Source organism: Pseudacidovorax sp. (genome assembly GCF_017991995.1).
In the GTDB taxonomy this organism is placed as follows: domain Bacteria; phylum Pseudomonadota; class Gammaproteobacteria; order Burkholderiales; family Burkholderiaceae_C; genus Xenophilus.
Map to the genome: position 1 here is coordinate 18,136 of NZ_JAGOPN010000018.1, position 25,756 is coordinate 43,891.

Annotated in this window: 26 protein-coding genes; 4 read left to right on the forward strand and 22 right to left on the reverse strand. The window is 67.6% G+C overall.

Going from position 1 to position 25,756, the window contains the following annotated elements; all coding sequences use genetic code 11:
* Nucleotides 1-7 precede the first annotated feature (7 nt).
* From KBC94_RS21725 to KBC94_RS21750, 6 genes are all read right to left on the reverse strand, one after another.
* Nucleotides 8-364: a pYEATS domain-containing protein gene (locus tag KBC94_RS21725; RefSeq protein WP_294375014.1), complete on the reverse strand. Its 357-nt coding sequence runs from the start codon at nucleotides 362-364 to the stop codon at nucleotides 8-10.
* A gap of 8 nt (nucleotides 365-372) precedes the next feature.
* Complete coding sequence (locus KBC94_RS21730) at nucleotides 373-846, reverse strand: hypothetical protein (protein ID WP_294375016.1); 474 nt, start codon at nucleotides 844-846, stop codon at nucleotides 373-375.
* Nucleotides 847-1,081: 235 nt separating this feature from the next.
* Nucleotides 1,082-1,735, reverse strand: coding sequence for a response regulator (locus KBC94_RS21735; protein WP_294375017.1), 654 nt, complete (start codon nucleotides 1,733-1,735; stop codon nucleotides 1,082-1,084).
* A gap of 101 nt (nucleotides 1,736-1,836) precedes the next feature.
* Nucleotides 1,837-2,229, reverse strand: a complete 393-nt coding sequence (locus KBC94_RS21740; protein WP_294375022.1) for a hypothetical protein — start codon at nucleotides 2,227-2,229, stop codon at nucleotides 1,837-1,839.
* A 441-nt stretch (nucleotides 2,230-2,670) separates the two neighbouring features.
* Nucleotides 2,671-2,802, reverse strand: coding sequence for a hypothetical protein (locus KBC94_RS21745; RefSeq protein WP_017758989.1), 132 nt, complete (start codon nucleotides 2,800-2,802; stop codon nucleotides 2,671-2,673).
* 164 nt (nucleotides 2,803-2,966) lie between these two features.
* Nucleotides 2,967-4,658 (reverse strand): MFS transporter, encoded by a 1,692-nt coding sequence (locus tag KBC94_RS21750; RefSeq protein WP_294375034.1) that lies wholly within the window; start codon nucleotides 4,656-4,658, stop codon nucleotides 2,967-2,969.
* A 290-nt stretch (nucleotides 4,659-4,948) separates the two neighbouring features.
* On the opposite strand from KBC94_RS21750, the gene KBC94_RS21755 reads away from it, so the two are divergent.
* The gene (locus KBC94_RS21755) at nucleotides 4,949-5,407 is read left to right on the forward strand and encodes a DUF2846 domain-containing protein (protein WP_294375037.1); all 459 of its coding nucleotides are present in this window, start codon (nucleotides 4,949-4,951) and stop codon (nucleotides 5,405-5,407) included.
* 72 nt (nucleotides 5,408-5,479) lie between these two features.
* On the opposite strand, the gene KBC94_RS21760 is transcribed toward KBC94_RS21755, so the two are convergent.
* The 5 genes from KBC94_RS21760 to KBC94_RS21780 all read right to left on the reverse strand — a co-directional run bounded on the left by KBC94_RS21760 (nucleotide 5,480) and on the right by KBC94_RS21780 (nucleotide 8,188).
* Nucleotides 5,480-6,118, reverse strand: a complete 639-nt coding sequence (locus tag KBC94_RS21760) for a 2-hydroxychromene-2-carboxylate isomerase (protein ID WP_294375039.1) — start codon at nucleotides 6,116-6,118, stop codon at nucleotides 5,480-5,482.
* Nucleotides 6,119-6,159: 41 nt separating this feature from the next.
* Nucleotides 6,160-6,372 carry a DUF1289 domain-containing protein gene (locus KBC94_RS21765; RefSeq protein WP_294375342.1) on the reverse strand — a complete coding sequence of 71 codons (213 nt, stop codon included), beginning with the start codon at nucleotides 6,370-6,372 and terminating at the stop codon, nucleotides 6,160-6,162.
* 115 nt (nucleotides 6,373-6,487) lie between these two features.
* On the reverse strand, nucleotides 6,488-6,994 hold the full coding sequence (locus tag KBC94_RS21770) for a YbaK/EbsC family protein (protein ID WP_234197754.1): 507 nt from the start codon (nucleotides 6,992-6,994) through the stop codon (nucleotides 6,488-6,490).
* 34 nt (nucleotides 6,995-7,028) lie between these two features.
* A complete protein-coding gene (locus KBC94_RS21775; RefSeq protein WP_017758995.1) occupies nucleotides 7,029-7,268 on the reverse strand; it encodes a DUF1653 domain-containing protein in 240 nt (79 codons plus the stop codon).
* Nucleotides 7,268-8,188, reverse strand: coding sequence for a hydroxymethylglutaryl-CoA lyase (locus KBC94_RS21780; RefSeq protein ID WP_294375052.1), 921 nt, complete (start codon nucleotides 8,186-8,188; stop codon nucleotides 7,268-7,270). Before KBC94_RS21780 ends, KBC94_RS21775 begins: the two co-directional genes overlap by 1 nt.
* 158 nt (nucleotides 8,189-8,346) lie before the next feature.
* Here KBC94_RS21780 and KBC94_RS21785 point away from each other — a divergent pair, with 158 nt between their 5' ends.
* Nucleotides 8,347-10,827: a glycerophosphodiester phosphodiesterase family protein gene (locus KBC94_RS21785; protein ID WP_294375054.1), complete on the forward strand. Its 2,481-nt coding sequence runs from the start codon at nucleotides 8,347-8,349 to the stop codon at nucleotides 10,825-10,827.
* 44 nt (nucleotides 10,828-10,871) lie between these two features.
* Here KBC94_RS21785 and KBC94_RS21790 read toward each other — a convergent pair whose 3' ends face one another.
* From KBC94_RS21790 to KBC94_RS21825, 8 genes are all read right to left on the reverse strand, one after another.
* Complete coding sequence (locus KBC94_RS21790) at nucleotides 10,872-11,792, reverse strand: glyoxylate/hydroxypyruvate reductase A (RefSeq protein WP_294375056.1); 921 nt, start codon at nucleotides 11,790-11,792, stop codon at nucleotides 10,872-10,874.
* 39 nt (nucleotides 11,793-11,831) lie between these two features.
* Nucleotides 11,832-13,850, reverse strand: a complete 2,019-nt coding sequence (locus KBC94_RS21795) for an acetyl/propionyl/methylcrotonyl-CoA carboxylase subunit alpha (protein ID WP_294375059.1) — start codon at nucleotides 13,848-13,850, stop codon at nucleotides 11,832-11,834.
* Entirely contained in the window at nucleotides 13,825-14,523 is a 699-nt protein-coding gene (locus KBC94_RS21800) for a DUF4126 domain-containing protein (protein WP_294375062.1), read from the reverse strand. Before KBC94_RS21800 ends, KBC94_RS21795 begins: the two co-directional genes overlap by 26 nt.
* A 10-nt stretch (nucleotides 14,524-14,533) precedes the next feature.
* The gene (locus KBC94_RS21805) at nucleotides 14,534-15,328 is read right to left on the reverse strand and encodes an enoyl-CoA hydratase/isomerase family protein (RefSeq protein ID WP_294375065.1); all 795 of its coding nucleotides are present in this window, start codon (nucleotides 15,326-15,328) and stop codon (nucleotides 14,534-14,536) included.
* A gap of 25 nt (nucleotides 15,329-15,353) precedes the next feature.
* Complete coding sequence (locus tag KBC94_RS21810; protein ID WP_294375069.1) at nucleotides 15,354-16,160, reverse strand: alpha/beta fold hydrolase; 807 nt, start codon at nucleotides 16,158-16,160, stop codon at nucleotides 15,354-15,356.
* A gap of 160 nt (nucleotides 16,161-16,320) precedes the next feature.
* Nucleotides 16,321-16,713 (reverse strand): PIN domain-containing protein, encoded by a 393-nt coding sequence (locus KBC94_RS21815; RefSeq protein ID WP_294375072.1) that lies wholly within the window; start codon nucleotides 16,711-16,713, stop codon nucleotides 16,321-16,323.
* Complete coding sequence (locus tag KBC94_RS21820; RefSeq protein WP_294375075.1) at nucleotides 16,710-16,973, reverse strand: type II toxin-antitoxin system VapB family antitoxin; 264 nt, start codon at nucleotides 16,971-16,973, stop codon at nucleotides 16,710-16,712. The genes KBC94_RS21815 and KBC94_RS21820 overlap by 4 nt, the downstream gene beginning before the upstream one ends.
* Nucleotides 16,974-17,019: 46 nt before the next feature.
* A complete protein-coding gene (locus tag KBC94_RS21825) occupies nucleotides 17,020-18,681 on the reverse strand; it encodes a carboxyl transferase domain-containing protein (protein WP_294375078.1) in 1,662 nt (553 codons plus the stop codon).
* A gap of 113 nt (nucleotides 18,682-18,794) precedes the next feature.
* Here KBC94_RS21825 and KBC94_RS21830 point away from each other — a divergent pair, with 113 nt between their 5' ends.
* Nucleotides 18,795-20,525 (forward strand): Na+/H+ antiporter, encoded by a 1,731-nt coding sequence (locus KBC94_RS21830; RefSeq protein ID WP_294375079.1) that lies wholly within the window; start codon nucleotides 18,795-18,797, stop codon nucleotides 20,523-20,525.
* Nucleotides 20,526-20,575: 50 nt separating this feature from the next.
* On the opposite strand, the gene KBC94_RS21835 is transcribed toward KBC94_RS21830, so the two are convergent.
* Both KBC94_RS21835 and KBC94_RS21840 read right to left on the reverse strand, forming a co-directional pair.
* Complete coding sequence (locus KBC94_RS21835) at nucleotides 20,576-22,246, reverse strand: AMP-binding protein (RefSeq protein ID WP_294375081.1); 1,671 nt, start codon at nucleotides 22,244-22,246, stop codon at nucleotides 20,576-20,578.
* A gap of 139 nt (nucleotides 22,247-22,385) precedes the next feature.
* Nucleotides 22,386-23,567, reverse strand: coding sequence for an isovaleryl-CoA dehydrogenase (locus tag KBC94_RS21840; RefSeq protein ID WP_294375083.1), 1,182 nt, complete (start codon nucleotides 23,565-23,567; stop codon nucleotides 22,386-22,388).
* Between the two features lie 118 nt (nucleotides 23,568-23,685).
* Between KBC94_RS21840 and KBC94_RS21845 the strand changes: the two genes are divergently transcribed.
* Nucleotides 23,686-24,729: an AraC family transcriptional regulator gene (locus tag KBC94_RS21845; protein ID WP_294375086.1), complete on the forward strand. Its 1,044-nt coding sequence runs from the start codon at nucleotides 23,686-23,688 to the stop codon at nucleotides 24,727-24,729.
* 86 nt (nucleotides 24,730-24,815) lie between these two features.
* Here the strand turns inward: KBC94_RS21845 and KBC94_RS21850 are convergent, their stop codons facing one another.
* The gene (locus KBC94_RS21850) at nucleotides 24,816-25,742 is read right to left on the reverse strand and encodes a class I SAM-dependent methyltransferase (protein WP_294375089.1); all 927 of its coding nucleotides are present in this window, start codon (nucleotides 25,740-25,742) and stop codon (nucleotides 24,816-24,818) included.
* Between the last annotated feature and the right edge of the window lie 14 nt (nucleotides 25,743-25,756).

Here is a 25,756-nt window from a genome sequence, read left to right on the forward strand (position 1 = left end):
CTTAAGGTTATTCGTCGACTGCCACATAATTGCCTCCATCATCTTCTGGCAGGTCGTAGGTTAGATAGTACTGAATACGGTGAATCGATCCGTCCCGCAGGTGAATTGCGACATCGATCATGAACATCCCCCAGGTCCAAATGGTGATCGAGAACTTGTTGGCACGATTCGACGAGGATCGTATCGGTCGTTTGAAAGATGGGTGCAGGGTGTACTCTACGTGCTCAATAGAGTCCAATTCACTCTTAGTGCCTTCAATCCAAATGCCTACGTGAAAATGCTCACGCCCGTTCCCGCTGGGCTTCCAGAACTTAATCTTTCCCGCTGGGTTTTTGATGACCTGTCGAGTTACGGTAAGCGTCATGATTTTCCTCAGGGGGAGTGGCTAGGCTTTCGAGATACGGCCACGATGTCGGGGGCATCAAACCCAAGAATCGTAGGGGCGTCTCCGTCGCCTTCGGGCTCAAGTTCGTAGCGACCAATTATTCCTGCCAAGACAGAGCCATTAAATGCGCGTTCGGCCGAGTCTCGATCTGAAGCGAGGACCTCGAACGGCACTTTCGTCCCCTCGGTTAGGCGCTTGGAAATTTGGCCAAAAGGCTCCATCCCGGATGTCAAATCTGTTGCGTTTTCCATCGCTATCACGCAGGTCACGATGTCCTTTTTTATGCCTTCAAGTTGAGTTCGGCATTCCCAGAATGCCTGCGATGATTTTCCAGGCGCATAGGCTTGTTCGATTGCGGATAGCGTCGCAGTAAGAATGCCGGCAATAACCGTAAGGGGAGGCCAAGGAGTTGCTGTTGTAAGTGCGGTGGCGACTGCCGAAGCGAGAGTGCCGCGTCTCATCCACTCGTTAATTAACCTGTTCCTACGATAGTCACGCTCATAGGCGGAGAGCGTTCCATGAGCCTCTAGCCAATGGTCTCTTGCTAACCGGTACAAGTTGAGTCGCTGCTCGGTTGAAATTGGCATATTGACATCTTGTATGATTAGGAGAATTGAGACGCATAACGTTCGCAGTAAGAGGCGACTTGCGCGTCGGCGCAAAACGTCCCCTCGACTAAGGAGTTAGCGGGCACCTTCATCGTGGCCTCACGATTGCCTCGACGGCAAGGCTGAACAATTGCTGCGGTTGGTTCGTCTCGGCGAATGCGCCAAGCCTCTTTGCCTCTGCCGCAAACTCGGGAGACGCAGAACCGCTGTATATGATGAGTGGTGGCGGGTTCTTTAGACTCTGAACCCGCTTTAGAAGTGTGTACCCAGCGCGCTCGTCATCTACCCGTTTGAAGTCAGTGATTACAAGGGCAAACTGCTGGCTTTGAAGCAAGGGAAGGGCTTCGGATGTACTGCGAGCTTGGACAAATGTGACTCCAAGCGCCGACAAGGCATTGCGCTCGTACTCCTGATTCTGCGGGTTGTCATCCACCCAGAGAACCTTTGCTTTGTCCAACGAGATCGCACTGGCCTTCCGAGCGACGTCCTGAATGGCCTTTGTATTCGGCGGTGCCTCTGGCGGTTTCCCATCGGGGCCGCCACTTTCCACGGCCTGCAGCAGATAGAAGCTGATCTTTATGCCCTTCTCGTTCAGTTCAATGTCTTTGGGGACACTTGTTCCCTTGAAGACCAAGAGAATCAAGAGCAACGCTGCCGGCCAGACAACCACCTTAAGGATTTGAACTAGGCGATCCGGTTGACCTTCGGTCTTAATAGGCTGAGCATTTGACTTGCTAATCATGTCGCTCCTGAGGTTTGTGTGACGGCTCACGTTTGACGTGAGGGGTAACCGGAGCCGCACGCGGAGGGAATTATTGGCAGATTGCACCTATTTTGACGTACTTAGTAGTCAATACATTGATACCCATAGCCGTCAAGCATGCCGTGAGCGGATAGATAAATGCTAAAGCGCTTAAAAAGACCAAAAAATTCTAGCAATGCCATTTCTAATTTGACGCATCGCACATCGACCGGCCCGTTGGCCGAATTTATCTTCTCTTGAACGTTATCGTGATCGCTCGGTGTCGCAAGCAAAAACTCGACATGTACTGGGTCTCTGTGCGTCCCGTGACTCTCGCCTGCGGACAACGTAATACCTAGCAAGAACTCATCGTCTTTGATGAGGCCTTTGCTTTTAAGCCAATCCTTTGCGTCACCTTTATCCGCTGAGTCTGCGGCGGAAGTTCCTTTCCAGTCATCATACTGAACAGAGGCTTTGAATTTTTGCGGGTACATTGGTTGCTCCTATTAAATGATATTGACGAAGACTCGGACGATGAATGCCTAACATGTTCTCAGGAGACAGCTAGCGCCGCCTAGGCAGAAACATTGCGCCCTAGATCGACACGCTTGCCTCACTGTAGGCCGCTGACGCACCGTCAGATTCCCCCATTTGACTGTGCGTTTACAGTGTTCGACTTCCAACAAAAGCGGCACACCGACCACCACCTCGCCGAGGTCGGCTGGCTGCCTGGGGAGCCCCTACGATGCCAGTTGTGCCGGCCATGGGCCTCTCGGAAATATCCGCTTCCATCCGCTGCGGCCCCTGCCGAGATGGGTGGGCCGGAGGTCATCCGGCACAGCATGCAGCGCGCCCCCTAGCCATGAAAAAGGCCCGGCAACGCCGGGCCTAGTCGTGGGTGCCTGCCAAAGGGCCAAGCTGCGTCGCTTCTGCGCTTACTTTGCAGGCTCGTGCTGCACATCCCCGCCGTGCTTCTCGCCACTCATGTCGACCTTGTCGCCGGCCTGCAGGATGACGAACAGCGAGAGGGCGGCAAACACGACGAAGCCGATGGCGATCTTCCACATGAAAAGGGTCTCCTAGAAAGGGTGAACGAGAAACGGAAGCCGCGAAGCAGGCCACGCCAGTGCACCCGCGGAACCGGCTTTGCCGGGCCGGGGGGTGCGCCCCCCTCCAAGCCGAAGGCGCAAGAGAGGGGGGAGCCGCGTAAGCGGCATGGGGGGTGTGGCCCTTAATCCCCAGCGTAGATATCCACGTCCTTCGTCTCACGAATGAACAGCGTGCCGATCACCAGCGTCATGCCGGCGATGACGATCGGGTACCACAGGCCGTTGTACATGTTGCCCGTCGAGGCCACGATGGCGAAGGCCGTGGTGGGCAGCAGGCCGCCGAACCAGCCGTTGCCGATGTGGTACGGCAGGCTCATGGACGTGTAGCGGATGCGCGTCGGGAACAGCTCCACCAGCATGGCGGCGATGGGGCCGTAGACCATGGTCACCAGGATCACCAGGTAGGTCAGCAGCACCACCATCATGATCTTGTTCATCTTGGCCGGGTCGGCCTTGGCAGGGTAGCCGGCCGACTTCAGGTCGTCGCCCACTTCCTTCTTGAAGGCGGCGATGGACTTGGCCGAGTCTTCATCGAACTTGGAATTGACCACGTTGCCGGCCGGTGCCGTGATGGTCTTGTCGCCGATCTTCACCACCGCGGGCGAGCCGGCGGGCGCAGCCACGTTCTCGTAGCTCACCGAGTTCTGCACCAGGTAGCGCTTGGCGATGTCGCAGGAGCTCCTGAAGTCGATCTCGCGCGCCACGGGGTTGCCCTGGAAGGAGCAGGTCGCCGGATCGGCCGTGACGGTGACGGCCGAGCTCGCCTGGGCGCGGGCCAGGTCGGGGTTGGCGGCTTCGGTCAGCATCTTGAAGACCGGAAAGTACGTCACCACCGCCAGCAGGCAGCCGGCCATGATGATGGGCTTGCGGCCGATGCGGTCGGACAGCGAGCCGAACACGATGAAGAAGGGCGTGCCGATCAGCAGGGCCGCCGCGATCATCAGGTTGGCCGTGGTGGCATCCACCTTCAGCTGCGCCGTCAGGAAGAACAGCGCATAGAACTGGCCCGTGTACCAGACCACCGCCTGGCCGGCCGTCAGGCCGACCAGCGCCAGGATCACGATCTTCAGGTTCTTCCACTGGCCGAAGGACTCGGCCAGCGGCGCCTTCGAGGTCTTGCCCTCGGCCTTCATCTTCTGGAAGGCGGGCGACTCGTTCAGCGACAGGCGGATCCACACCGAGATGCCCAGCAGCAGGATGGACACCAGGAAGGGAATGCGCCAGGCCCAGGTCTGGAAGGCTTCTTCGCCGACCGCCGTGCGCACGCCCAGGATGATGAGCAGCGACAGGAACAGGCCCAGCGTGGCCGTGGTCTGAATCCAGGCCGTGTAGGCACCGCGCTTGCCGTGCGGCGCATGCTCGGCCACATACGTGGCCGCGCCGCCGTACTCGCCGCCCAGGGCCAGGCCCTGCAGCATGCGCAGCGCGATCAGGATCACCGGCGCCGCGACGCCGATGGTGGCGTAGCTGGGCAGCAGGCCGACGATGAAGGTCGACAGGCCCATGATCAGGATGGTGACGAGGAAGGTGTATTTGCGGCCGATCATGTCGCCCAGGCGGCCGAACACGATGGCGCCGAAGGGCCGCACCAGGAAGCCGGCCGCGAAGGCCAGCAGCGCGAAGATGAAGGCCGCGCCCGCATCCAGGCCGCTGAAGAACTGCTTGGCGATGATCGCGGCGAGCGAGCCGTACAGGTAGAAGTCGTACCACTCGAACACGGTGCCGAGGGACGAGGCGAAGATGACCTTCTTCTCCTCCTGCGACATCGGCCGGGGTGCCGCGTGCACCCCGCGGGAATCCAGTGTGGCTGCCATGTGTCTGTCTCCTGATTGTTGAATCGGCCGCCGGATCGGGACCGTGGGCGGATTCTTTGAGGAGCGACTGACCGGTTCCTTTCGCGAAACTGAACCGTTTCTGACAACTTCAGGGGAAACCCGGTTCAGCCATTTCGGATGAAGAAAAAAAGTCGGTGGCACGTGACGACAAGGGAAAACACTGAGCCTTTTGGGCGAGCCGGCGACACCAAAACCCGCCCTTACCATATGTTTCGCTGGCACGGTTCAAGAGGAGGCCAGCGTTTAACAAATTCCTACATTCAAAAATCATGAAAAAAATTTCCTTTCTCGTTCTTGCTTCATTGCTTTTTACAGGCTGTGCATCCGTCAAGATGGAAAGCCAGGAATCCGCCGACCGCGCGAAGCAGTTCGTCGCTCCCTCACAGGGGCAGGCCGGCCTGTACATCTACCGGGACAGCGGGATAGGCAGGGCGCTCAAGAAAGAGGTGCGCGTCGACGGCAATTGCGTGGGGACGACGGCACCCGACGTCTTCTTTTTCACCGAGGTCCAGGGCAACAAGGAACACGTCATTTCCACCGAGTCCGAGTTTTCGCCCAATACGCTGAAACTCTATTCGGAGGCGGGAAAGAATTATTTTGTCCGCCAGTACATCAAGATGGGCGTCTTCGTCGGCGGCGCCGATCTCGAACTGATTCCGGAAGCCAAAGGCAAGGAAGCCGTCGCAAAACTAGGAATGGCGACACCCGGCACCTGCAGTGGCAAGTAGTCCAATGGCCCCTGGCTTTCCGCCGGGGGCTTTTTGAGGTTCCGAGCGTGGCGGCTACCCCGGAAACGCCACTCAGCCGCCCACCAGCGCGGAGGGCCGCTGGTCCGCACCAGCCCACTGCGGACCGGCGAACCACGCGTCGCCCTGCAGGTAGGCGCGCAGCATGGGCAGGCTGTCGAAGCCCCAGAACAGCCGGCCATCGACGACGAACGCCGGCACGCCGAAGGCGCCCTGTGCAATGGCGGCGTCAGTGTTGGCCTTGAGCTCGGCCTTCACCGCGGCATCGGCCACGTCGCGCGCAGGCTGAAGGCGGGCCTTGAGCGCATCGAAGCGCGCCGGATCGCTGGCGTCCTGCCCGCCGCGCCACACCTCGCGGAACAGCTGCTCGGCCTGGTGCCGGCTGATCTCGCCGCCGCGCGAGGCGGCCACCGCCAGGCGCAGGTGCGGCAGCGGGTTGTAGGGATGGGTGGCCGGCATGTCGATGGGTACGCCCAGCGAATGGCCCAGCCACAGGATGTGCCGGTAGGTCCACTGCCGCTTGCTCAGGACCTCGGCCGGTGCCTTGTGCCCGTGGTGGCGCACGATGGCGCCCAGCAGCACCGGCTTGTAGGCCACGCTGTAGCTCAGGCCAGCCAGGGCATCGGGCAGGTGCTCGAAGGCCAGGTAGGCATAGGGCGAGATGAAGTCCAGGTAGAAGTCGATGTGCTTCATGGCAGAGGTCTCCTTGTTGTTCGTCCTGGTGCCCAGCGCGCTCAGCCGGGCTGCGGCGCGGGTGCGATGGCGCTGCGGGCAAGCACCTGGTCCCACACGGCCAGGCGGCCCGCATCGGGCGTGCGGCTCCAGTGCCGGATCTCCTCGATGGTGCGGAAGCATCCTTCGCACAGACCGGTGGCCGCGGACATGCGGCAGACATTGACGCAGGGCGAGGGCACCGGCTCCAGGCCCTGCCGCACGGCCTCGCGCATCAGCGCGGCGCGGGCGGCCAGCGGGCTGCGTGCCGTGTCGACGTCGGGCGCACTCACTGGACTACCCTCCGCGCAAGGCGCTCCGGGACTCGCGCTTGGGAGCGGCCCGGCCCGCTCATGCCGCCACCGCCTGCACCACGTCCGCCACCGGCGCGCCGCCGGTGAGGGCCGGCAGGTCCTGCGGACGCAGCGGAAACACCGCATGCGGATGGCCGGCTGCCGCCCACACGGTCTCGAAGCGGAACAGCTCCGCATCGATCAGCACCACCGGCTTCGTCACATGGCCGACCGGCGAGACGCCGCCGATGGAGAAGCCCGTGCGCGACTTGACGAAGTCGGCGTCGGCTCGGCCGGTCTTGCCCACCAGGGCGTCGACCTTCTTCTCGTCCACGCGCCGGTCGCCCGAGGTGACGACCAGCACCGCCACGTCGTCGGCCTTGCGGCGGAAGATGATGCTCTTGGCGATCTGGCCCACGGCCACGCCGAGCACATCGGCCGCCTCCTGCGCCGTGCGGCAGGCGTCATCGAGCATGCGCGGCGCATGCGGATGACCGGCATCGAGAAGGTGGCGCGCCACGCGCTGCACGCCGTCGGGAAGGGAATGGAGTTCGGAACCGCACATAGATGGCAGCGATTGTCGGCGCGGGCGCAAGGCCTCAGCCGATGAAGGCGAAGCGCGGCTGCGCGTGCCCCTCATGCACGATGCTTTCCTCGAACATGCCGAAGGGCCGCACCCACAGGCCGCGGTCGTCGTAGAGCGGCTTGTAGAGCACCATCGGCGCCAGTGTCTCGCTGTGGCGCACGACGCCAAGCACCTCGTACTCCAGGCCCTTGTAGTGCCGGTAACGCCCGAGACGGATGGCCGGCAGCGCGGGCAGGTCGTCGCCGAGCGCCATCAGCCTGCCCGCTTGGTGCGCACAGCCTTGGAGACGCGCGAATTCGGCTCGCGGCCCAGGGCCTGGCTGATGAACACGCCGGCGTCGATCAGCGCATCGAGGTCGATGCCGGTGTCGATGCCCATGCCGTGGAGCATGTAGACCACGTCCTCCGTCGCCACATTGCCCGTCGCGCCCTTGGCATAGGGGCAGCCGCCCAGGCCGGCGATGGAGGACTGGTGGTTCCACACGCCCAGCTCCAGCGCCGCCAGCGTGTTGGAGAGAGCCTGGCCGTAGGTGTCGTGGAAGTGGCCCGACACGGCATCGACGGCAAAGTGCGCCAGCGTGGCCTCCAGCGCCGCCTGCACCTTGCGCGGCGTGCCCACGCCAATGGTGTCGGCCACGTCCACGCGCGCGACGCCGATGCCCTTCATCAGCCCTGCCAGGTAGCCCACCTTCCCGGGGGCGATGTCGCCTTCGTAGGGGCAGCCCACGGTGCAGCTCATGGCGCCGCGCACCGCGATGCCCTGGGCCTTGGCGGCCGCCACCACCGGCGCGAAGCGTTCGATGCTCTCGGCGATGGAGCAGTTGATGTTCTTCTGGCTGAAGGCCTCGCTGGCGGCGCCGAAGACGACGATCTCGTCGGGCCATTCCTCGCGGGGCGCGGCGAGGGCGGCTTCCAGTCCCTTCATGTTGGGCGTGAGCACCGAATAGCGCACGCCCGGCTGGCGACGGATGCCGTGCATCACCTGCGCGTTGTCGGCCATCTGCGGCACCCACTTGGGACTGACGAAGCTGGTGACCTCGATCTCTGCCAGGCCGGCGGCCTGCAGACGGTGCACCAGCTCGACCTTGACCTCGGCAGGCACGGGCTGCTTTTCGTTCTGAAGCCCGTCGCGCGGGCCGACGTCGACGATGCGGACGCGGGAAGGAAGGTTCATGGGGTCTCCGAAAAAAGAAAAGCGAGAGGCAGAGGGAGCGCGTGCAAGTGCACGCATCCAGGTCCCGCGCGCGACGCGCGGATCGCGCACGACATACCGACGTCACGGGGGCTGCCTAGATTGCGGCCTCCATTAAAAAACAGAGTCGGAGTTTCTTCATGCAACAGACACGCATCGCAGCCGCGATCGCCATGAGCCTGGCCTTGGCCGCCTGCGGCGGGGGTGGAGGTGGCGGCGCCACCTTCGTGCCCGGAACGGGCCTCGGCACGGGCACCGCACCCGCCCCGTCGCCCGCTCCTGCGCCAGCGCCCAGCCCGGTACCGGGCACATCCCCAGCGCCCGCGCCCGGCACGGCCCCTGCGCCCAGTCCCGCCCCGGAACCCGAACCCACCGCCAAGGTGCTGCTGGAGGAAAGCTTCACCGGGCTGAGCGACCTGCCCGCCAGCTGGGCACGGCCGGCGGCCAACAAGGGCACGGTGAGCGTGCGCGACGGCAGCCTCTACATCGACGGCCGGGCCGACAGCTTCGCCATGACGGGCGTGGCCCTGCCCGCGGCACTGGCCGAGATGTCCGACTACCGCATCGACGTGGTCTTCACCTTCGAGGCCGCCAACAACAATGCGCGCTGGGGCAGCGTGATGTACCGAAGCTCGGCCGCCACGGCCACGCCGGCCTACGAGCCCTACCACCAGTTCGCGATCCGCCAGAACGCCACCGCCAGCAACGGCACCGAGTTCGCGCTGCGCAAGGCGGGCGCGTGGACGGTGCAGTCCACCAAGGCCTTCGGCTCGGCCATCGACAGCGCAAAGACCTACACCGCCACCGTGATCGTTCACGGCAACCGCGCCCGTCAGTACCTGGACAACGTGCTGATGCACGACGTCACGCTGGACGCCGTCGCGCCCGCCAAGGGCGGCATCGGACTGCAGACGGCCGGCCTGCTGATGCGGGTGGACAGCATCAAGGTGAGCGAGCAGCTCAAGCCGCTGCCCGAGATCGCCACGCCTGCCGCGCTGCAGGACACGGGCACGGCAGCGGCCATGGCGCCGACCCTCGTGCAGCCGATGGCCGCCAGCACCAACCTGGCCGCCACCGGCGCCAGCCATGCGCTGTTCCGCATCGACGGCACGCTGAGCCTGCGCAGCGCCAGCGGCGAAAGCCTGGGCAGCCTGGCCCAGTACCTGGCCGACCGCAACCGTGCCACGGCCCCGGTGCTGCGCGTGGCCGACGACGCCACGGTGGACGCGCTGGCCCGCTACGCGCAGGAGAACGACCTGAGCGACGTGACCCTGCTGTCCGACCAGGTGAGCCTGCTCGCCCGCGCACGCACGCTGATGCCGATGGTGCGCGCGGCGGTGGACTTCTCGGGTTCCGGCCTGCTCGACGCCAGCACCCAGAGCGTGATGCAGGTGGTGAGCGCCACCAACAAGGCCCGCGCCAAGATCGCCGTGCTGCCGCCCGCGATGACGCAGCGCGCCACCGTGGCCCAACTGCAGCGCCTGCTGATCACGGCCTGGGCCGCCAGCAGCGCCGGCACACCCACCGAGGCCGCCCAGGTGCTGACCACCGGCGTGAACGGCGTGCTCGCCAGCGACGGCGCCGTCTTTGCCCGCGTGATGCGCAAGCTGCCCGCCAACACGCTGCTGCGCAAGCCCCTGGTGATCGGCCATCGCGGCATGCCGCAGGGCACGGGCGACGAGAACACGCTGGCCAGCGCGCAGGCCGCCGTGGCGGCCGGTGCCGACGTGGTGGAGAACGACATCTACCTCACCAGCGACAAGCACCTGGTCATCATGCATGACGACACGGTGGACCGGACCACCAACGGCACCGGCCGCATCGAGTCGATGACGCTGGCACAGGTCAAGCAGCTGCGCACGAAGGTGGGCAACCGCGAGGTGCCGACGCTGCAGGAATATTTCAGCGCCTTCAAGGGCCAGCCGATCACGCACTTCATCGAGCTCAAGAGCAGCAACACCGGCCTGGTGGCACAACTCAAGAACGAGCTGGACGCGGCCGGCACGCGCGATCAGGCGGTGGCCATCTCCTTCCTGGGCGACCAGCTCAACCGTGCGGGCCAGACGCTGCCCGAACTCTCGACGGGCTTCCTCAACAGCAATGCCGACGCCAGCGATCCGCAGGTGGCGGTGCGCAACATCCTGGCGGCCGTGCAGCCCTATTCGTCCACCTACAACCCGGCCTACGGCGGGCTGAGCCAGGCGACGATGGAAGCCGGCAAGCACCGCGGCATCACCTTCTGGCCCTGGACCATCAACGACCAGGCGGCGTTCCATCGCTTCTACAGCTATGGCACGCACGGCATCACCACCGACTACGCCTTCTGGGCGAAGGACTTCCCGGTGGAGATCGGCACGGCCGCCACGGCCACCGTGGGGCTGAACACGCCGGTGGCCCTGCCCGTGACGCTGACCACGCAGGTAGGCGGCAGCATCGCCGCGCAGAGCAACGTGATGGCCGTGATCGACGGCACGGCGCCCTTCGTGCAGAGCGCGGAAGGCGACCTGCGCTTCACCGCGGCCGGCACCGCCGTCGTGCTGCCCGGCTACCGCCACAAGATGGGCGACGGCACCTACAGCTATGTGATCGTCGCCAAGCCGGTGAGCCTGACGGTGCGCTGAGCACGCGCCGCCGCAGGCCGGCTGCGGCCCGCGCGCGCCAGTGCTCAGTAGCCGCGCTGCGGATCGACCACGCCCGCGATGGGCTGGCCGGCCTGCAGCGCGCGGATCTTGCCGGCGATCTGTGCGATGGACTCGCTGCGCAGCGTGCGCGCCGAACCGTGCGGCGTGACGGTGATCTTCGGATGCCGCCAGAAGGCATGGTCGGCGGGCAGCGGCTCCTGCTGGAACACGTCCAGCGTGGCACCAGCCAGCTTGCCGCTGTCGAGCAGCGGGATCAGGTCCTCTTCCACCAGATGGCCGCCGCGCGCGATGTGGATCAGGTAGCCGCCGGGCTTGAGCGCCGACAGCGTGGTGCGGTTGAGGATGCCGCGGGTGGCATCGGTCAGCGGCAGCAGGTTGACCAGCACCCGCGTATTGACCAGAAAGTCGCCCAGGCGCGCCTCGCCCGCGAAGGTGCGCACGCCCTCGATGGACTTGGGCGTGCGGCTCCAGCCCAGCACCGGAAACTCGAACTGCTGCACCGCGCGCGCCACGCGTTCGCCCAGCACACCCAGGCCCATGATGCCGACGGGAAAGTCGGCGCGAGCCAGCGGCTTGCGGTAGACCCAGCGGCCCTGCCGCGCCTCGGCCTCGTAGACGTCGAACTCGCGGAAGTGACGGATCAGCGCATGGCACACGTACTCGGCCATCTGCACCGACATGCCGGCATCGTCCAGCCGCACGATCTTCAGGTGGGGTGGCAGGCTGAGCTTCGTGATCGCGTCCACACCCGCGCCGATGTTGAACATGGCCTTCAGGCCCGGCTGCTCGTCCACCATCTGCTGCGGCGGTGCCCACACCACCGCGTAGTCGGCCTGCGGGCTGCCGGGCGTCCAGTCGACGATCTCGGCATCGGGCAAGGCGGCGTGCAGGCCCTCGATCCATGGGGCGGATTTGGTGTCGGTCAGGCAGAGGGCGATGCGCATGAGGGCGTGCAAGAAGGCTGTGGAAGACAGCCCGCGATGCTACGCGGCCAGACGCAGGAGCTCTGCCCCTTCGGTGACCTGGTCGCCGGGCGCGAACAGCAGTTCGGCCACGGTGCCGTCGGCCGGCGCGGCGATGGTGTGCTCCATCTTCATGGCCTCCATCACCGCCAGCGGCTGGCCCTTGCTCACCGTGTCGCCCGCCTTGACGGCGAAGGACACCACCTTGCCGGGCATCGGCGCCGTCAGGCGTCCGCCTTCGGCCTGGATGTCGCCGGCATGGGCGAGACGGTCGACGGCATCGATGCGGCCGGCGCCGGCCTGGCCGAACACATGCCACTGGTCCTGGTGACGATGCACGGCCAACACCTCGCGGCGGCCGGCGAAGTCCAGCGACAGGCGGCCGTCGGGCAGCAGCGTCCAGGCCAGGTCGCCCGCGACCTGCGACTCGCCCTCGCCCACGCTCAAGTGCCGCGTGGCACCGGGGCCGTAGCGCAGCAGCGCCGTGGCGCCCTGGCCATTGAAGTCGAAGGCGAAGGTGCGTGTGGCGAGGCCCAGGCCGCGCCAGCCGTCGGCACGGCCGAAGGGGCCGCCTGCAGCCTGCGCAGCCTCGTCCGCCAACTGGCGGGCCACGACGCCCGCCGCCAGCAGCGGCAGGCCCAGGGGATCGCGGTCGAAGAGCTGCGCCCGCTCGCGCTCGATCAGCGCCGTGTCCAGCCGCGCCTTCGAAAAGGACTCGGTGGCCAGCACGCCGCGCAGGAACTGCACATTGGTCGCCACGCCCACGATGTGAACCTCGGCCAGCGCCGCGTCGAGGCGTGCCAGCGCCTGCTCGCGCGTGTCGCCATGCACGATCAGCTTGGCGATCATGGAGTCGTAATACGGCGATATCTCGCCGCCCTCGCGCACGCCGTCGTCGATGCGCACATCGGCCCGCGCGAAGGCCGCGGCGGCCGGCTTGCGGTACACGGTCAGCGGGCCGGTGGCGGGCAGAAAGCCCTTGTTGGGGTTCTCGGCGCAGATGCGCGCCTCGATGGCGTGGCCGTGGATGCGCAGATCGTCCTGCGCCAGGGGCAGTGGCTCGCCGCTGGCCACGCGCAGTTGCCATTCCACGAGGTCGAGGCCGGTGATGGCCTCGGTCACCGGATGCTCCACCTGCAGCCGCGTGTTCATCTCCATGAAGTAGAAGGTCATGGCCTCGGGCGCGTCGTAGCCGCCGGTCTGCTCGACGATGAACTCGACGGTGCCGGCGCCCACGTAGTCCACGGCGCGGGCCGCATCGACGGCGGCCTGGCCCATGCGCTGGCGCAGCGCGGGCGGCATGCCGGGCGCGGGCGCCTCTTCCAGCACCTTCTGGTGGCGGCGCTGCACCGAGCAGTCGCGCTCGAACAGGTGCACGTAGTGGCCCTGCGTGTCGCCGAAGACCTGGATCTCGATGTGCCGCGGGCGTTGCACGTACTTCTCGATCAGCACGGCGTCGTCGCCGAAGCTGTTGATGGCCTCGCGCTGGCAGCTGGCCAGGGCGGCGCCGAAGTCCTCGCTCTTCTCGACGATGCGCATGCCCTTGCCACCGCCACCCGCGCTGGCCTTGATGAGCACCGGGTAGCCGATGCGGTCGGCCTCGCGCTGCAGCAGGGCCGGGTCCTGGTCGGCGCCGTGGTAGCCGGGCACCAACGGCACGCCCGCCTTCTCCATCAGCCGCTTGGACTCGGCCTTCAGGCCCATGGCCTGGATGGCCGAGGGCGGCGGGCCGATGAAGACCAGGCCCGCCTCGGCGCAGGCGCGGGCGAAGTCCTCGTTCTCGGACAGGAAGCCGTAGCCGGGGTGGATGGCCTCGGCGCCGGTGGCGCGGGCGGCTTCGAGGATGCGCTCCCAGCGCAGGTAGCTTTCCTTGGGTGCGTTGCCGCCCAGGGCCACGGCCTCGTCGCAGGCACGCACATGGTTGGCCTGCGCGTCGGCATCGGAATACACGGCCACGGTGCGCACGCCAAGGCGGCGTGCAGTCGCCGCCACCCGGCAGGCGATCTCGCCACGGTTAGCGATGAGGATCTTCTTGAACATGGGGCAGGTCTCCGGACGATTTGTTGCCGCGGCCAGCGCGGGAAAAGGCAGGCGCGACACCCGGGTCGGGCCGGCCGCTGAAGATGCGCGTGAGGCGGCCGACGAGCGCACGCAGGAAGCGCCAGCTCTTGCGGATCAGCCACACGCTGAGGACGAGCACCAGCGCCAGCGCCACCAGGAAGACCAGCGGATGTGCCAGCGCCAGCCACAGGCCCGCGGGCACCAGCGAGTCCTCGGCCAGCGAGGCGCCCACGTTGGTGAAGGGCTCGGGCGAGGTGTTGATGGCCGCGCGCGTGGTGGCCTTGGCCGCATGGGCCGTGGCCGCGAAGCCGCCGCCCACCAGCGCCGCCACCACGGCCATGGCCGCATGATCGGCGCCGAACACCGAGGCCGCGAGCGCGGCGCCGGCCGGGATCCGGATCACGGTGTGAACCATGTCCCAGAGCGAATCCAGGCCCGGAATCTTGTCGGCGAAGAATTCGACGAAGACCAGAAAGCCACTGACGATCAGCACCACCGGGTGCGACAGCGCCTGCAGCCCGGCGGGCAGCGGCACCCAGCCCAGCCAGCCGGCCAGGCCCACCAGCAGCACCGCGAGGTACAGGCGCACGCCGCTGGCCCAGCCGAGGGCGGCGGCCAGCGCGAGCAGTTGGGGAAAGTCCAGGCCGTCCATCGGGGGCCGATCAGCGCACCTGCGTCCAGGCTGGCTTGCGCTTTTCCAGGAAGGCGCGCAAGCCCTCCTGGCCCTCTTCGCTGGCGCGCAGGGCGGCGATGCGGCGCACCGTCTCGGCGGCGAGTTCGTCGTCGATGGGCCGGCCGGTCACGTCGCGCAGCAGGCGCTTGGATTCGGCCACCGCGCCGGGTGCGGCGGCCAGGATGTTCTTGAGCACCTCGTCCACCTTGGCGTCCAACGCGTCGGCCGGCACCACCTCGTGCACGAAGCCGACGCGATGGGCCTCGGCCGCGGTGAAGCGCTCGGCCGTGAGGAAGTAGCGCTGCGCCGCGCGCGCGCCCATCGCCCGGATCACATAGGGGCTGATGGTGGCGGGGATGAGGCCGATCTTGACCTCGCTGAGGCAGTAATTGGCGCTGTCGGCGCTGATGGCCACGTCGCACACCGACACCAGGCCCATGCCGCCCGCGTACACGTCGCCCTGGATGCGCGCGATCACCGGCAGGCGGCTGTCGGCCAGGGTGCGCAGCATGCGCGGCAGGCCGGCGGCGTCCTGCAGGTTCTGCTCGGGCGTGAAGCTGGCGGCGCGCTTCATCCAGTTGAGGTTGGCGCCGGCGCAGAAGGCCGGGCCGCGCCCGCCCAGCACCACGGCCCGCACGCCCTCGGCGGCCTGGGCCTGCGTGAAGGCCTCGGCCAGCTCGCGGATGAACACGTCGTCGATGGCGTTGCGCATCTCGGGCCGGTTGAGCCAGATGCGGGCCACCGGGCCGTCGATGTGCAGTGCGAGCGTGGTGAAGTCGGTCATGGCGTGTCTCGGTTGGTCGAAGGGTTCAGTCGCGCAGTGCCGGAAAACCCAACCGCTGCAGAAAGCCGGACACCACCGGCTGCCAGGCCTGCGGTGCGCGGGTGAAGGTGCTGTGACCGTCCTCGCCCTGCGGCGGGAACTGCACGAGCTCGCCATTGCCGCCCGCGGCGCGGAAGGCCGAGAACCACTGGCGCGGCCAGTCGGCGCCGAAGTACTGGTCGTTCTCGGCATACAGCCACAGCGTGGGCATTCGCACGCTGCGGCCGTAGCTGGCGAAGAGCTCGCCCATCTGCTGCGGCGAGCAGGGCTGGCCGGCATGGGTGCGCGGGTTGCCACCGCCGCCGCCGGCGAAGTTGATCGCGCCCACCACGCCCGGTGTGGCGCGGGCGGCGGCGGCGATGGCGGTCGCACCGCCGTAGGACTGGCCGACGATGACGGCGCGCCCCGGGTCCGCGCCAGGCATCGCGCGCACGGCAGCCAAGGCCGCGAGCGCCTGGTCGGCCGCGGCGCCGTAGCCGGCGGGATAGTCGCGCCGCTGGCAGGCGCCGCTGTCCTCCACGTCCGGCCCGCCGCTCACACCGTAGCCCACGCGCGTGGGTACGGCCACGATGAAGCCATGCCGCACGAAGAAGCGGGAAGCCTCGTGATAGCGCGCGCGGCCCAGCGCCGCGCGGCCGGCCGCGTCGACCGCCCGGCCGTGGTTGAGCACCAGCACCGGCGCCGGGTGCGGGTTGGCGTCATCGTCGAATACGGTGACGCGGATGGTCTGGGCGACGCGCCGGCCCTGCATGTCCTGCACCGAGACGGGCACATCGAGCTGGGTCTCGCGCAACGTCGCATGCGCAGGAATGAGGAAAGCCGCCAGCGGCAGGGCCAGCCATGCGCGCCGGAGAGCACTGGCAATCGTCCGCAACAACGCCCGCCATACAGGGCCGCGCCCAACCGGCGGGCGGCGGGTGCGAGACGGATGGCGGTGACGTGGATGCATGACCTCAGTCCTTCCAGCCGTTCAGGCCGTCGATGCCGTCGAAATCGCGGTCGCCGTGCAGGAGCGCACAGCCATGCTCCACGCACCAGGCGGCGACCATCAGGTCGATGGGGCTGCGGACGGTGACGCCGCGCCGACGCTGCTGGCGGTAGATGTCGGCGGCGCGCAGGGCGACGGCTTCGCCGCCGGCCGTGGCGACAGGCAAGGCCGCCAAGGCTTCGCGTGCAAGGCGCCACTCCCGGTCGTGCGCAAAGCCGCGCAGCACCTCCATGAGAACCAGATCCAGCAAGACCAATTGGTCTTCGTTGCCCTCCATCAACTGCCGCAGGGCCGAGGTCTGAGACGTCTCCCGATTGCGGAAGAAGTCGATCCAGACACTGGAATCGACCGTCATCATGGCCGCGAGCGCCTCTTCGACACGTACGGCGCAGGCGCCGGCTCCTGGACGGCCTGCGGCTCGGCCGGCAGGCGCGTCCAGTCGATGCTCTCGTCGCCCATCCATTGCAGCTTGCCTCGCAATGCCAGCAGCTTCTGGTAGGCCTCGCGCCGGGCCAGCAACCGAAGGCCCTCTTCGACCGCTTCCTTCTTGGTCTTGAAGCCACCTGCGCGCATGGCGGCCTCCATGAGCGCGTCGTCGATCACGATGTTGGTCCGCATGGCACCCCCTATGTGTATGAAAACGGAAAATCATACACATCACTCATCACATGCGGAACACACCGAACTTGGGCTCCGGAATGGGCGCATGCCGCGCGGCGGCCAGGCCGAGCGCCAGCACGCGGCGGGTGTCGGCGGGGTCGATGATCCCGTCGTCCCACAGGCGCGCCGTGGCGTAGTAGGGATGGCCCTGGTCCTCGTACTGCTGGCGGATGGGCGCCTTGAACGCTTCTTCCTCGTCCTTGCTCCACTGACCGCCACGGGCCTCGATGCCGTCGCGCTTGACGGTGGCCAGCACGCTGGCCGCCTGCTCGCCGCCCATCACGCTGATGCGGGCGTTGGGCCACATCCAGAGGAAGCGCGGCGAGTACGCCCGGCCGCACATGCCGTAATTGCCGGCCCCGAAGCTGCCGCCGATGATGATGGTGAACTTGGGCACGTTGACCGTCGCCACTGCCGTCACCATCTTGGCACCGTGGCGAGCGATGCCTTCGTTCTCGTACTTGCGGCCCACCATGAAGCCGGTGATGTTCTGCAGGAAGACCAGCGGGATCCTGCGCTGGCCGCACAGCTCGATGAAGTGCGCGCCCTTCTGTGCCGACTCCGAGAACAGGATGCCGTTGTTGGCCACGATGCCCACCGGCATGCCCTCGATGGCCGCGAAGCCGCAGACGAGGGTGGTGCCGAAGCGCGCCTTGAATTCGTGGAACTCGCTGCCGTCGACGATGCGGGCAATGATCTCGCGCACGTCGAAGGGTTTGCGGGTGTCGGTGGGGATGACGCCGTAGAGGTCTTCCGGCGGGAACGCTGGCTCTTCGAACGCCGGCCTTCCCCCACCCGTTCGGGCTGAGCCCGTCGAAGCCGGGGCCGGCACTTCGACGGGCTCAGTGCGAACGGACTGGGGAACATTCAGGTTCCTCACCGCCTCCCGCGCCAGCGCCAGCGCATGCAGGTCGTTCTGCGCCAGATGGTCCGCCACGCCCGACAGGCGGGTGTGGACGTCGCCACCGCCCAGGTCCTCGGCCGACACCACCTCGCCGGTGGCCGCCTTCACCAGCGGCGGGCCTCCCAGGAAGATGGTGCCCTGCTCCTTGACGATGATCGATTCGTCACTCATGGCCGGCACATAGGCGCCGCCCGCCGTGCACGAGCCCATGACCACCGCGATCTGCGCGATGCCGTCCGCGCTCATGTTGGCCTGGTTGTAGAAGATGCGGCCGAAGTGATCGCGGTCGGGGAAGACCTCGTCCTGGTTGGGCAGGTTGGCACCGCCCGAGTCGACCAGGTAGATGCAGGGCAGCCGGTTCTGCGCCGCGATCTCCTGGGCACGCAGGTGCTTCTTGACCGTCATCGGATAGTAGGTGCCGCCCTTCACCGTGGCGTCGTTGCACACCACCATGCAGTCCACGCCGCTCACACGGCCGATGCCGGCGATCAGGCCCGCGCCCGGCGCATCGCCGTTGTACATGGCGTGCGCGGCCAGCGGCGCGATCTCCAGGAAGGGCGAGCCCGGGTCCAGCAGTTGCTGCACCCGGTCGCGCGGCAGCAGCTTGCCGCGGGCCGTGTGCTTGGCGCGCGCGGCCTCGCCGCCGCCCTGCTCCACCCGCGCGAACTGGGCGCGCAGGTCGTCCACCAGCGCGCGCATGGCGGCGGCGTTGGCCTGGAAGGCCTCGGATCTGGGATTGAGTTGGGAGACCAGTTTGCTCATGAATGTCCTTGGAGCCTGACGCGCGGCCGCTCGCCGCGCGAAGATGATGCGAACCCTTGGCGGCGACGGACACTCCTAGCCCTGCGCCCCGCCTCATCCAAGAATCGCTCGAATTGCATACCGTCGAAACCGTCCTGCTGGTGCTGATGCTCGGCGCCCTCACCGGCATTGCCGCCCGCTACCTGCGTGCCATTCCGCTGCCGCTGATCCAGATCGCCCTGGGCGCCGCCCTGTCGTGGCCGCAGCAGGGCCTGCACATCGCCTTCGATCCGGAGCTGTTCCTGCTGCTGTTCATCCCGCCGCTGCTGTTCGCGGACGGCTGGCGCATTCCGAAGCGGGAGTTCTTCGCGCTGCACCGGCCCATCCTCAAGCTGGCCTTCGGCCTGGTGGCCTTCACCGTGTTCGGCCTGGGCTGGCTGGTGCACTGGATGATTCCGGAGATGCCGCTGCCCGTGGCCTTCGCCCTGGCCGCGGTGGTCTCGCCTACCGACGCCGTGGCCGTCTCGGCCATCACGCGGCGCCTCGGCATGCCGGCCAAGACCATGCATGTGCTGGAGGGCGAATCGCTGCTCAATGACGCCTCGGGCCTGGTGGCGCTCAAGTTCGCCGTGGCCGCCACGTTGACCGGCCTGTTCTCGTGGGCGCAGGTGACGCGCGAGTTCCTGTGGATCGCCCTGGGCGGCGTGGGCGCCGGCATGCTGCTGGGCTGGGGCTTCGCCCATGCCCGCGCCGCCGTCACCCGCCGGCTGGGCGACGTGGCGGCCACGCAGATGGTGCTGCTGCTGGTGCTGCTGCCCTTTGCGGCCTACATCGTGGGCGAACGCATCGGGGTCTCGGGCATCCTGGCCGCGGTGGCGGCCGGCATCGCCACCAACTTCGCCGACCTGGAGCGCAGCGAGTTCATCGCCGAGCGCATGCAGGCCGAAGGCACCTGGACCATGATCGAGTCGGCCTTCAACGGCGCCATCTTCCTGCTGCTGGGGCTGCAGTTGCCCTCGATCCTGCGCACGGTGGATGAGAGCAAGCACCACGGCGCCTGGACGCTGGTGGGCTATGTGCTGGCGATCTCGGCCGCGTTGCTGGCGCTGCGCTGGGTGTGGCTGCAGTTGGCCATCCGCGGGGGCCTGCGCCGGGCGCACCGCGACGGCCGCATGCCAGAGGCCCCCTCCGGGCGGCTGACCCTGGCCATCACGCTGGCGGGCATCCGCGGCGCGGTGACGCTGGCCGGCGCGCTGTCCATCCCGCTGATGGTGGACGAGACCACGCCCTTTCCCTCGCGCGACCTGCTCGTCTTCCTGGCCACGGGCACCATCCTCGTGACGCTGCTGGTGGGCAGCATCGGCCTGCCGCTGGTGCTGCGCAAGCTGCCCCAGCCGGCCGAAGCGCCCGAGGTGCGCGAGGAACGCGAGGCCCGCATCGCCGCCTGCCATGCCGCCATCGCCAATCTCGTGCGCAGCCAGAAGGACCTGCACGATGTCGATGCCGACACGGCGGCCGAGCGCCAGGAGATGGTCGGCCGCATCACCCAGCAGTACCGGGTCCGGCTGGAGCTGCTGGATGACGCCAGCGCCACCGCCTCCACCCCGGAGACGCGTGCCGAGGAGGCCGAGGCGGTGCGGGCGCGCAAGCAGGGCTTCGTGCATGAACTGGAACTGCGCCTGGCCTGCCTGCAGGCCGAGCGGCACGCGCTGTATGCCGAGCGCCAGTCGCATCGCATCAACGACGCCTCGCTGCGCGAACTGGTGGGCGAGCTGGACATGGCCGAGGTGGCGCTGCGCAAGCGCCTGCGCGCCGCACGTCAGGCCGCCGGGCTGGCGCCGCACGGCCCGGCCTCGCGCGACTGACGCGCGGGGCGCGGTCGACGCACCGGCCATGCCTGCAGCCACCGGCATGCTCATGCCGTCTTCTCGGCCTGAAGGCCCAGTTCCTCGGCCATCTGGTCGCGGATGCGGTACTTCTGGATCTTGCCCGTCACCGTCATCGGGAAGGCATCGACGAAGCGGATGTACTTGGGCACCTTGTAGTGCGCGATCTGGCCCTGGCAGAAGGCGCGGATGTCGGCCTCGGTGGGCTGCTGGCCCGGCTTGGGAATGATCCAGGCGCACAGCTCCTCGCCGTACTTGCGGTCGGGCAGGCCCACCACCTGCACGTCCTGCACCTGCGGATGGCGGTACAGGAACTCCTCGATCTCGCGCGGGTAGATGTTCTCGCCGCCGCGGATCACCATGTCCTTGATGCGGCCGACGATGTTGACGTAGCCCTCGTCGTCCATGGTGGCCAGGTCGCCGGTGTGCATCCATCCCTCGGCGTCGATGGCCTCGCGGGTCTTGGCCTCGTCGTCCCAGTAGCCGTGCATCACCGAATAGCCGCGGGTGCACAGCTCACCCGGCTGGCCGCGCGGCACCGTGGCGCCGGACTCGGGGTCGACGATCTTCACCTCCAGGTGCGGCTGCACCGTGCCGACGGTGGAGACGCGTCGCTCCAGGGGCGTGTCGGTGCTGCTCTGGCAGCTCACCGGGCTGGTCTCGGTCATGCCGTAGGCGATGGTGATTTCGCCGAGGTGCATGCGGTCCACGACGCGCTTCATCACCTCGATGGGGCAGGCGGTGCCGGCCATGATGCCGGTGCGCAGGCTGGAGAGATCGAACTCGGCAAAGCGCGGATGGTCGAGCTCGGCGATGAACATCGTAGGCACGCCGTGCAGGCCCGTGCACCGTTCGGCCTGCACCGCTTCGAGCGTGAGCAACGGGTCGAAGCCGTCGTTGGGGTAGACGATGGCGCTGCCGTGCGTCAGGCAGGCCAGGTTGCCCAGCACCATGCCGAAGCAGTGGTACATGGGCACGGGGATGCACAGCCGGTCCTCGGGGCCCAGCTTCATGCATTCGCCGATGAAGTAGCCGTTGTTGAGGATGTTGCGGTGCGTGAGCGTGGCGCCCTTGGGAAAGCCGGTGGTGCCGCTGGTGAACTGGATGTTGATGGGGTCGGTGGCGCGCAGCGTGGCCTGCACCTGGGCCACACGCGGGTCGGCCGCATCGCCGCTGGCCAGCAACTGTGAGAAGCGGTCGGTGGCGATGTCCGGGCCGGCCTCATCGGCGGCACCGGGCGCGTCGATCCACCAGATGTTCTTGAGGTCGGGCAGCCGGGCCGCGCCCAGCTCGCGCAGCATGGCGAGGTACTCGCTGGTCTTGAAACGCGGCATGGTCACCAGCGCCTTGCAACCCACCTTGTTCAGCGCGTACTCGACCTCGGACGTGCGGTAGGCCGGGTTGATGTTGACCAGCACCAGCCCGGCCTTGGCCGTGGCGATCTGCATCAGCACCCAGGCCAGGTTGTTGTGCGACCAGATGCCGATGCGCTCTCCCGGCTGCAGGCCGGCGCGCAGCAGGGCGCTGGCCAGTCGGTTGGCCTGCTGGCGCAACTCGCCGTAGGAAAGACGCACGCCCTCGTGGCGACTCACCAGCGCCAGCGCCTCGGGCTGGCGCGCCACCATGGCGTCGAAGAAGTCGCCGATGGTCTGCTCGATCAGGGCGGGCTCGGTGGCGCCGCGGGCGTAGCTGTCATTCATTGCGGGTCTCCTTGTGTCTTTCTCCTTCCCCTCCGGGGGAAGGTTGGGATGGGGGCCTGCCTCGGCTGCAAGCGCAGCGCCACGGTCGAATGCCGCGGCCCCCACCCCTGCCCTCCCCCAGAGGGGGAGGGAGAAAAGGCTAGGCCGTCTCGGCGAACAGCTCGCGCCCGATCAGCATGCGGCGGACCTCGCTGGTGCCGGCGCCGATCTCGTAGAGCTTGGCGTCGCGCCACAGGCGCTCGACCGGGAAGTCCTTGGTGTAGCCCACGCCGCCCAGGGCCTGGATCGCCTCGCCGGCCATCCAGGTGGCCTTCTCGGCCGCGTACAGGATGGCGCCGGCCGCGTCCTTGCGGAAGGTGCGCGCATGGTCGGCCGTGTCGCAGGCGCGGCCCACGGCGTACACATAGGCCCGGCAGGCCTGCCAGGTGCTGTACATGTCGGCGACCTTGCCCTGCATCAGCTGGAACTCGCCGATGGCCTGGCCGAACTGCTGGCGCTCGTGCACGAAGGGCAGCACCGCGTCCATGCAGGCGGCCATGATGCCCAGCGGGCCGCCGGAGAGCACGGCGCGCTCGTAGTCCAGCCCGCTCATCAGCACCTTGGCGCCGTTGCCCTCGCCGCCCAGGATGTTCTCCTCGGGCACCTCGCAGTTGTCGAAGAAGAGCGGATAGGTGTTGCTGCCGCGCATGCCCAGCTTGTCGAGCTTGGTGCCGGCAGAAAAGCCCTTGAAGCCCTTCTCGACCAGGAAGGCCGTCATGCCGCGGGCCCCCATCTCGGGCTCGGTCTTGGCATAGATGACCAGCGTGTCGGCATCGCCGCCGTTGGTGATCCACATCTTGCTGCCGTTGAGGACGTAGTAGCCGTCCTTCTTGTCGGCACGCAGCTTCATGCTCACCACGTCGGAGCCGGCGTTGGGCTCGCTCATGGCCAGCGCGCCGACGTGCTCGCCGCTGACCAGCTTGGGCAGGTACTTCTTCTTCTGCGCCTCGCTGCCGTTGCGATGGATCTGGTTGACGCACAGGTTGGAATGCGCGCCGTACGACAGGCCCACCGAGGCCGATGCGCGCGACACCTCTTCCATGGCGACGATGTGGGCCAGGTAGCCCAGCTCGGTGCCGCCGAATTCCTCTTTCACCGTCATGCCGTGCAGGCCGAGGCTGCCCAGCTTGGCCCACAGGTCGCGGGGGAAGAGGTTCTCGCGGTCGATGTCCGCGGCGCGGGGCGTGATCTCGTGGGCGCAGAAATCGGCGATGGCCTCGCGCAGGGCGTCGAGGGTGTCGCCCAGGCCGAAGTCCAGGCCGGGCAGGCGTTGTGCGGACATGCGTCGTCTCCGTGGAAGGTGTGCGAAAGCCCGGCCAGCTTACGCCCGGGGGATTCCCATTTGGCGACACAATGGTTGCAAATCCCGCCATCGACTGATGCCTCGGGTTATCCACTAGATGCCCTCACCCCGCTTCCTCAAACCCCAACGCGCGGCCACGCCGATGGCCTTCGTACGAGCCATCGTGCAGGGCTATGCCCGCTACGGCGTGGACCCCGGCGCGGCCCTGCGCGCGGCACAGATCACGCCGCGCGAACTGTGGCGGCCGGAGGCCCGCGTCACCGCGGCGCAGTTCGAGGCGCTCAACGAGCATGCGATGCAGGAGCTGGACGACGAAGCCCTGGGCTGGTTCAGCCGCCGCCTGCCCTGGGGCAGCCACGGCATGCTGTGCCGCGCCTCGATCACCGCGCCGGACCTGGGCGTGGCCATCAAGCGCTGGTGCCGTCACCACCGGCTGCTGGTGGACGACATCGCGCTGCGGCTGGAGGTGGAGGACGAGGTCGCCTCGGTGTGGATCGAGGAGCGGCGCCCCCTCGGCAGCTTCCGCGAGTTCTGCCTGGTCTCCAGCCTGCGCTTTCTGCATGGCTTTGCCAGTTGGGCCATCGACTCGCGGCTGTGGCTGCAGGAGGCGCACTTTCCTTTCGAGGCGCCGCCGCATGCCGACGCCTACGGGCTGATGTTCAGCGGTCGGATCCACTTCGGCGCGACGCAGGCGGGCTTTCGCTTCGACGCGCGCTACCTGGCGCTGCCGCTGCTGCGCGACGAGGCGGCCCTGCGCACCATGCTGCGCCGCGCCCTGCCGCTGACGGTGCTGCAGTACCGGCGCGACCGGCTGCTGGGCCAGCGCGTGCGCGAGACGCTGCGCACCCATGGCGCGCAGGCCGCGACCGCGGAGGGCCTGGCGGCGCTGCTGCACATCTCCAGCCGCACGCTGCACCGGCAGTTGCTGGCCGAAGAGCAGAGCCTGCAGGGCCTGAAGGACGAGGTGCGCCAGCAGCAGGCCATCGAACTGCTGCAGCGCACGACGCGGCCGGTCAAGCAGGTGGCGCTGGCGGTGGGCTTTCGCAACGAGAAGAGCTTTTCGCGCGCCTTCCGCGAATGGACGGGGCAGAGCCCCGGCGCCTTTCGGGCCGCGGCGGCGCAGCAGAAACCGGAGGGCTGATGGGCAGTCCCTTCTCTGTCGTCACTGGCCTGGCCTGACCGCCTCGCGCATGACCGGGCCACCCATCGCTGAATGACGCCCGCGGCCTACTCGCCGGCAGGCGCCGCGTACACCAGCACCTTCAGCGCCCGGTCGGCCGACACATCCGCGAAGGCGGCCGGGTTGGCCACGCGCTCCACGAACCGCAGCGAAGGCGCCAGCTCGGCCATCTGGTCCTGCAGAAAGGCCACGCCCAGCTCCGGCGCATTGAGGCACAGCAGCGCATGGCCGCCCGGCGCCAGCAGATCGGTCAGGCGGCGCATCAGCCGCGCATAGTCCTTGGTCGCCACGAAGCTGCCCTTCTGGTAGCTGGGCGGATCGACCACCACCAGCTCGTAGGGCCCGCCGCGCGTGACCTTGCCCCAGGTCTTGAAGAGGTCGTGGGGCAGAAAGCTGGCGCCGCCTTCCACGCCGTTGAGCCGGTGGTTCTGCTGGCCGATGGCGATGGCGCCGGCGCTCATGTCCACGTTGACCACGTGGCCCGCGCCGGCCTGCAGCGCCACAACCGAGAAGGCGCAGGTGTAGGCGAAGAGGTTGAGCACCGCCGAGCCCGGCCGCGCGGCCACGTGCGCGCGCACCCAGCGCCGGCCCCCGGCCATGTCGAGGAAGAGGCCGTGGTTCTGGCCGCGCAGCACATGCACGCGGTAGCGGGCGCCGTCCTCGGTCACCACATGCGGGTCGGGCACTGCGCCGGCCATCAGGCGCGTTTCGCTGCGCCCCTCGTGCCGGCACTGGTAGACCCAGTTCAGCGGCTCGCCGGGCGCCACCTCGGCCCATCGCGCCTGCAGGGCCTCACCGATGCGGGCCAGGTCCTCATCGGCCAGCGGCTTGAAGCTGGTGAGCACGAAGACCGGGGGATAGGCGTCGAGCACCAGGTGCTCGCAGCCGGCGTGAAGGCCACCACGGCCGTGGAAGATCCGCCGCGCGTCAGGGGCGGGCGCTAGGGAATGGATGGCGTCGAGAAGGGCTTGCATGAGCCGGCGAGGTT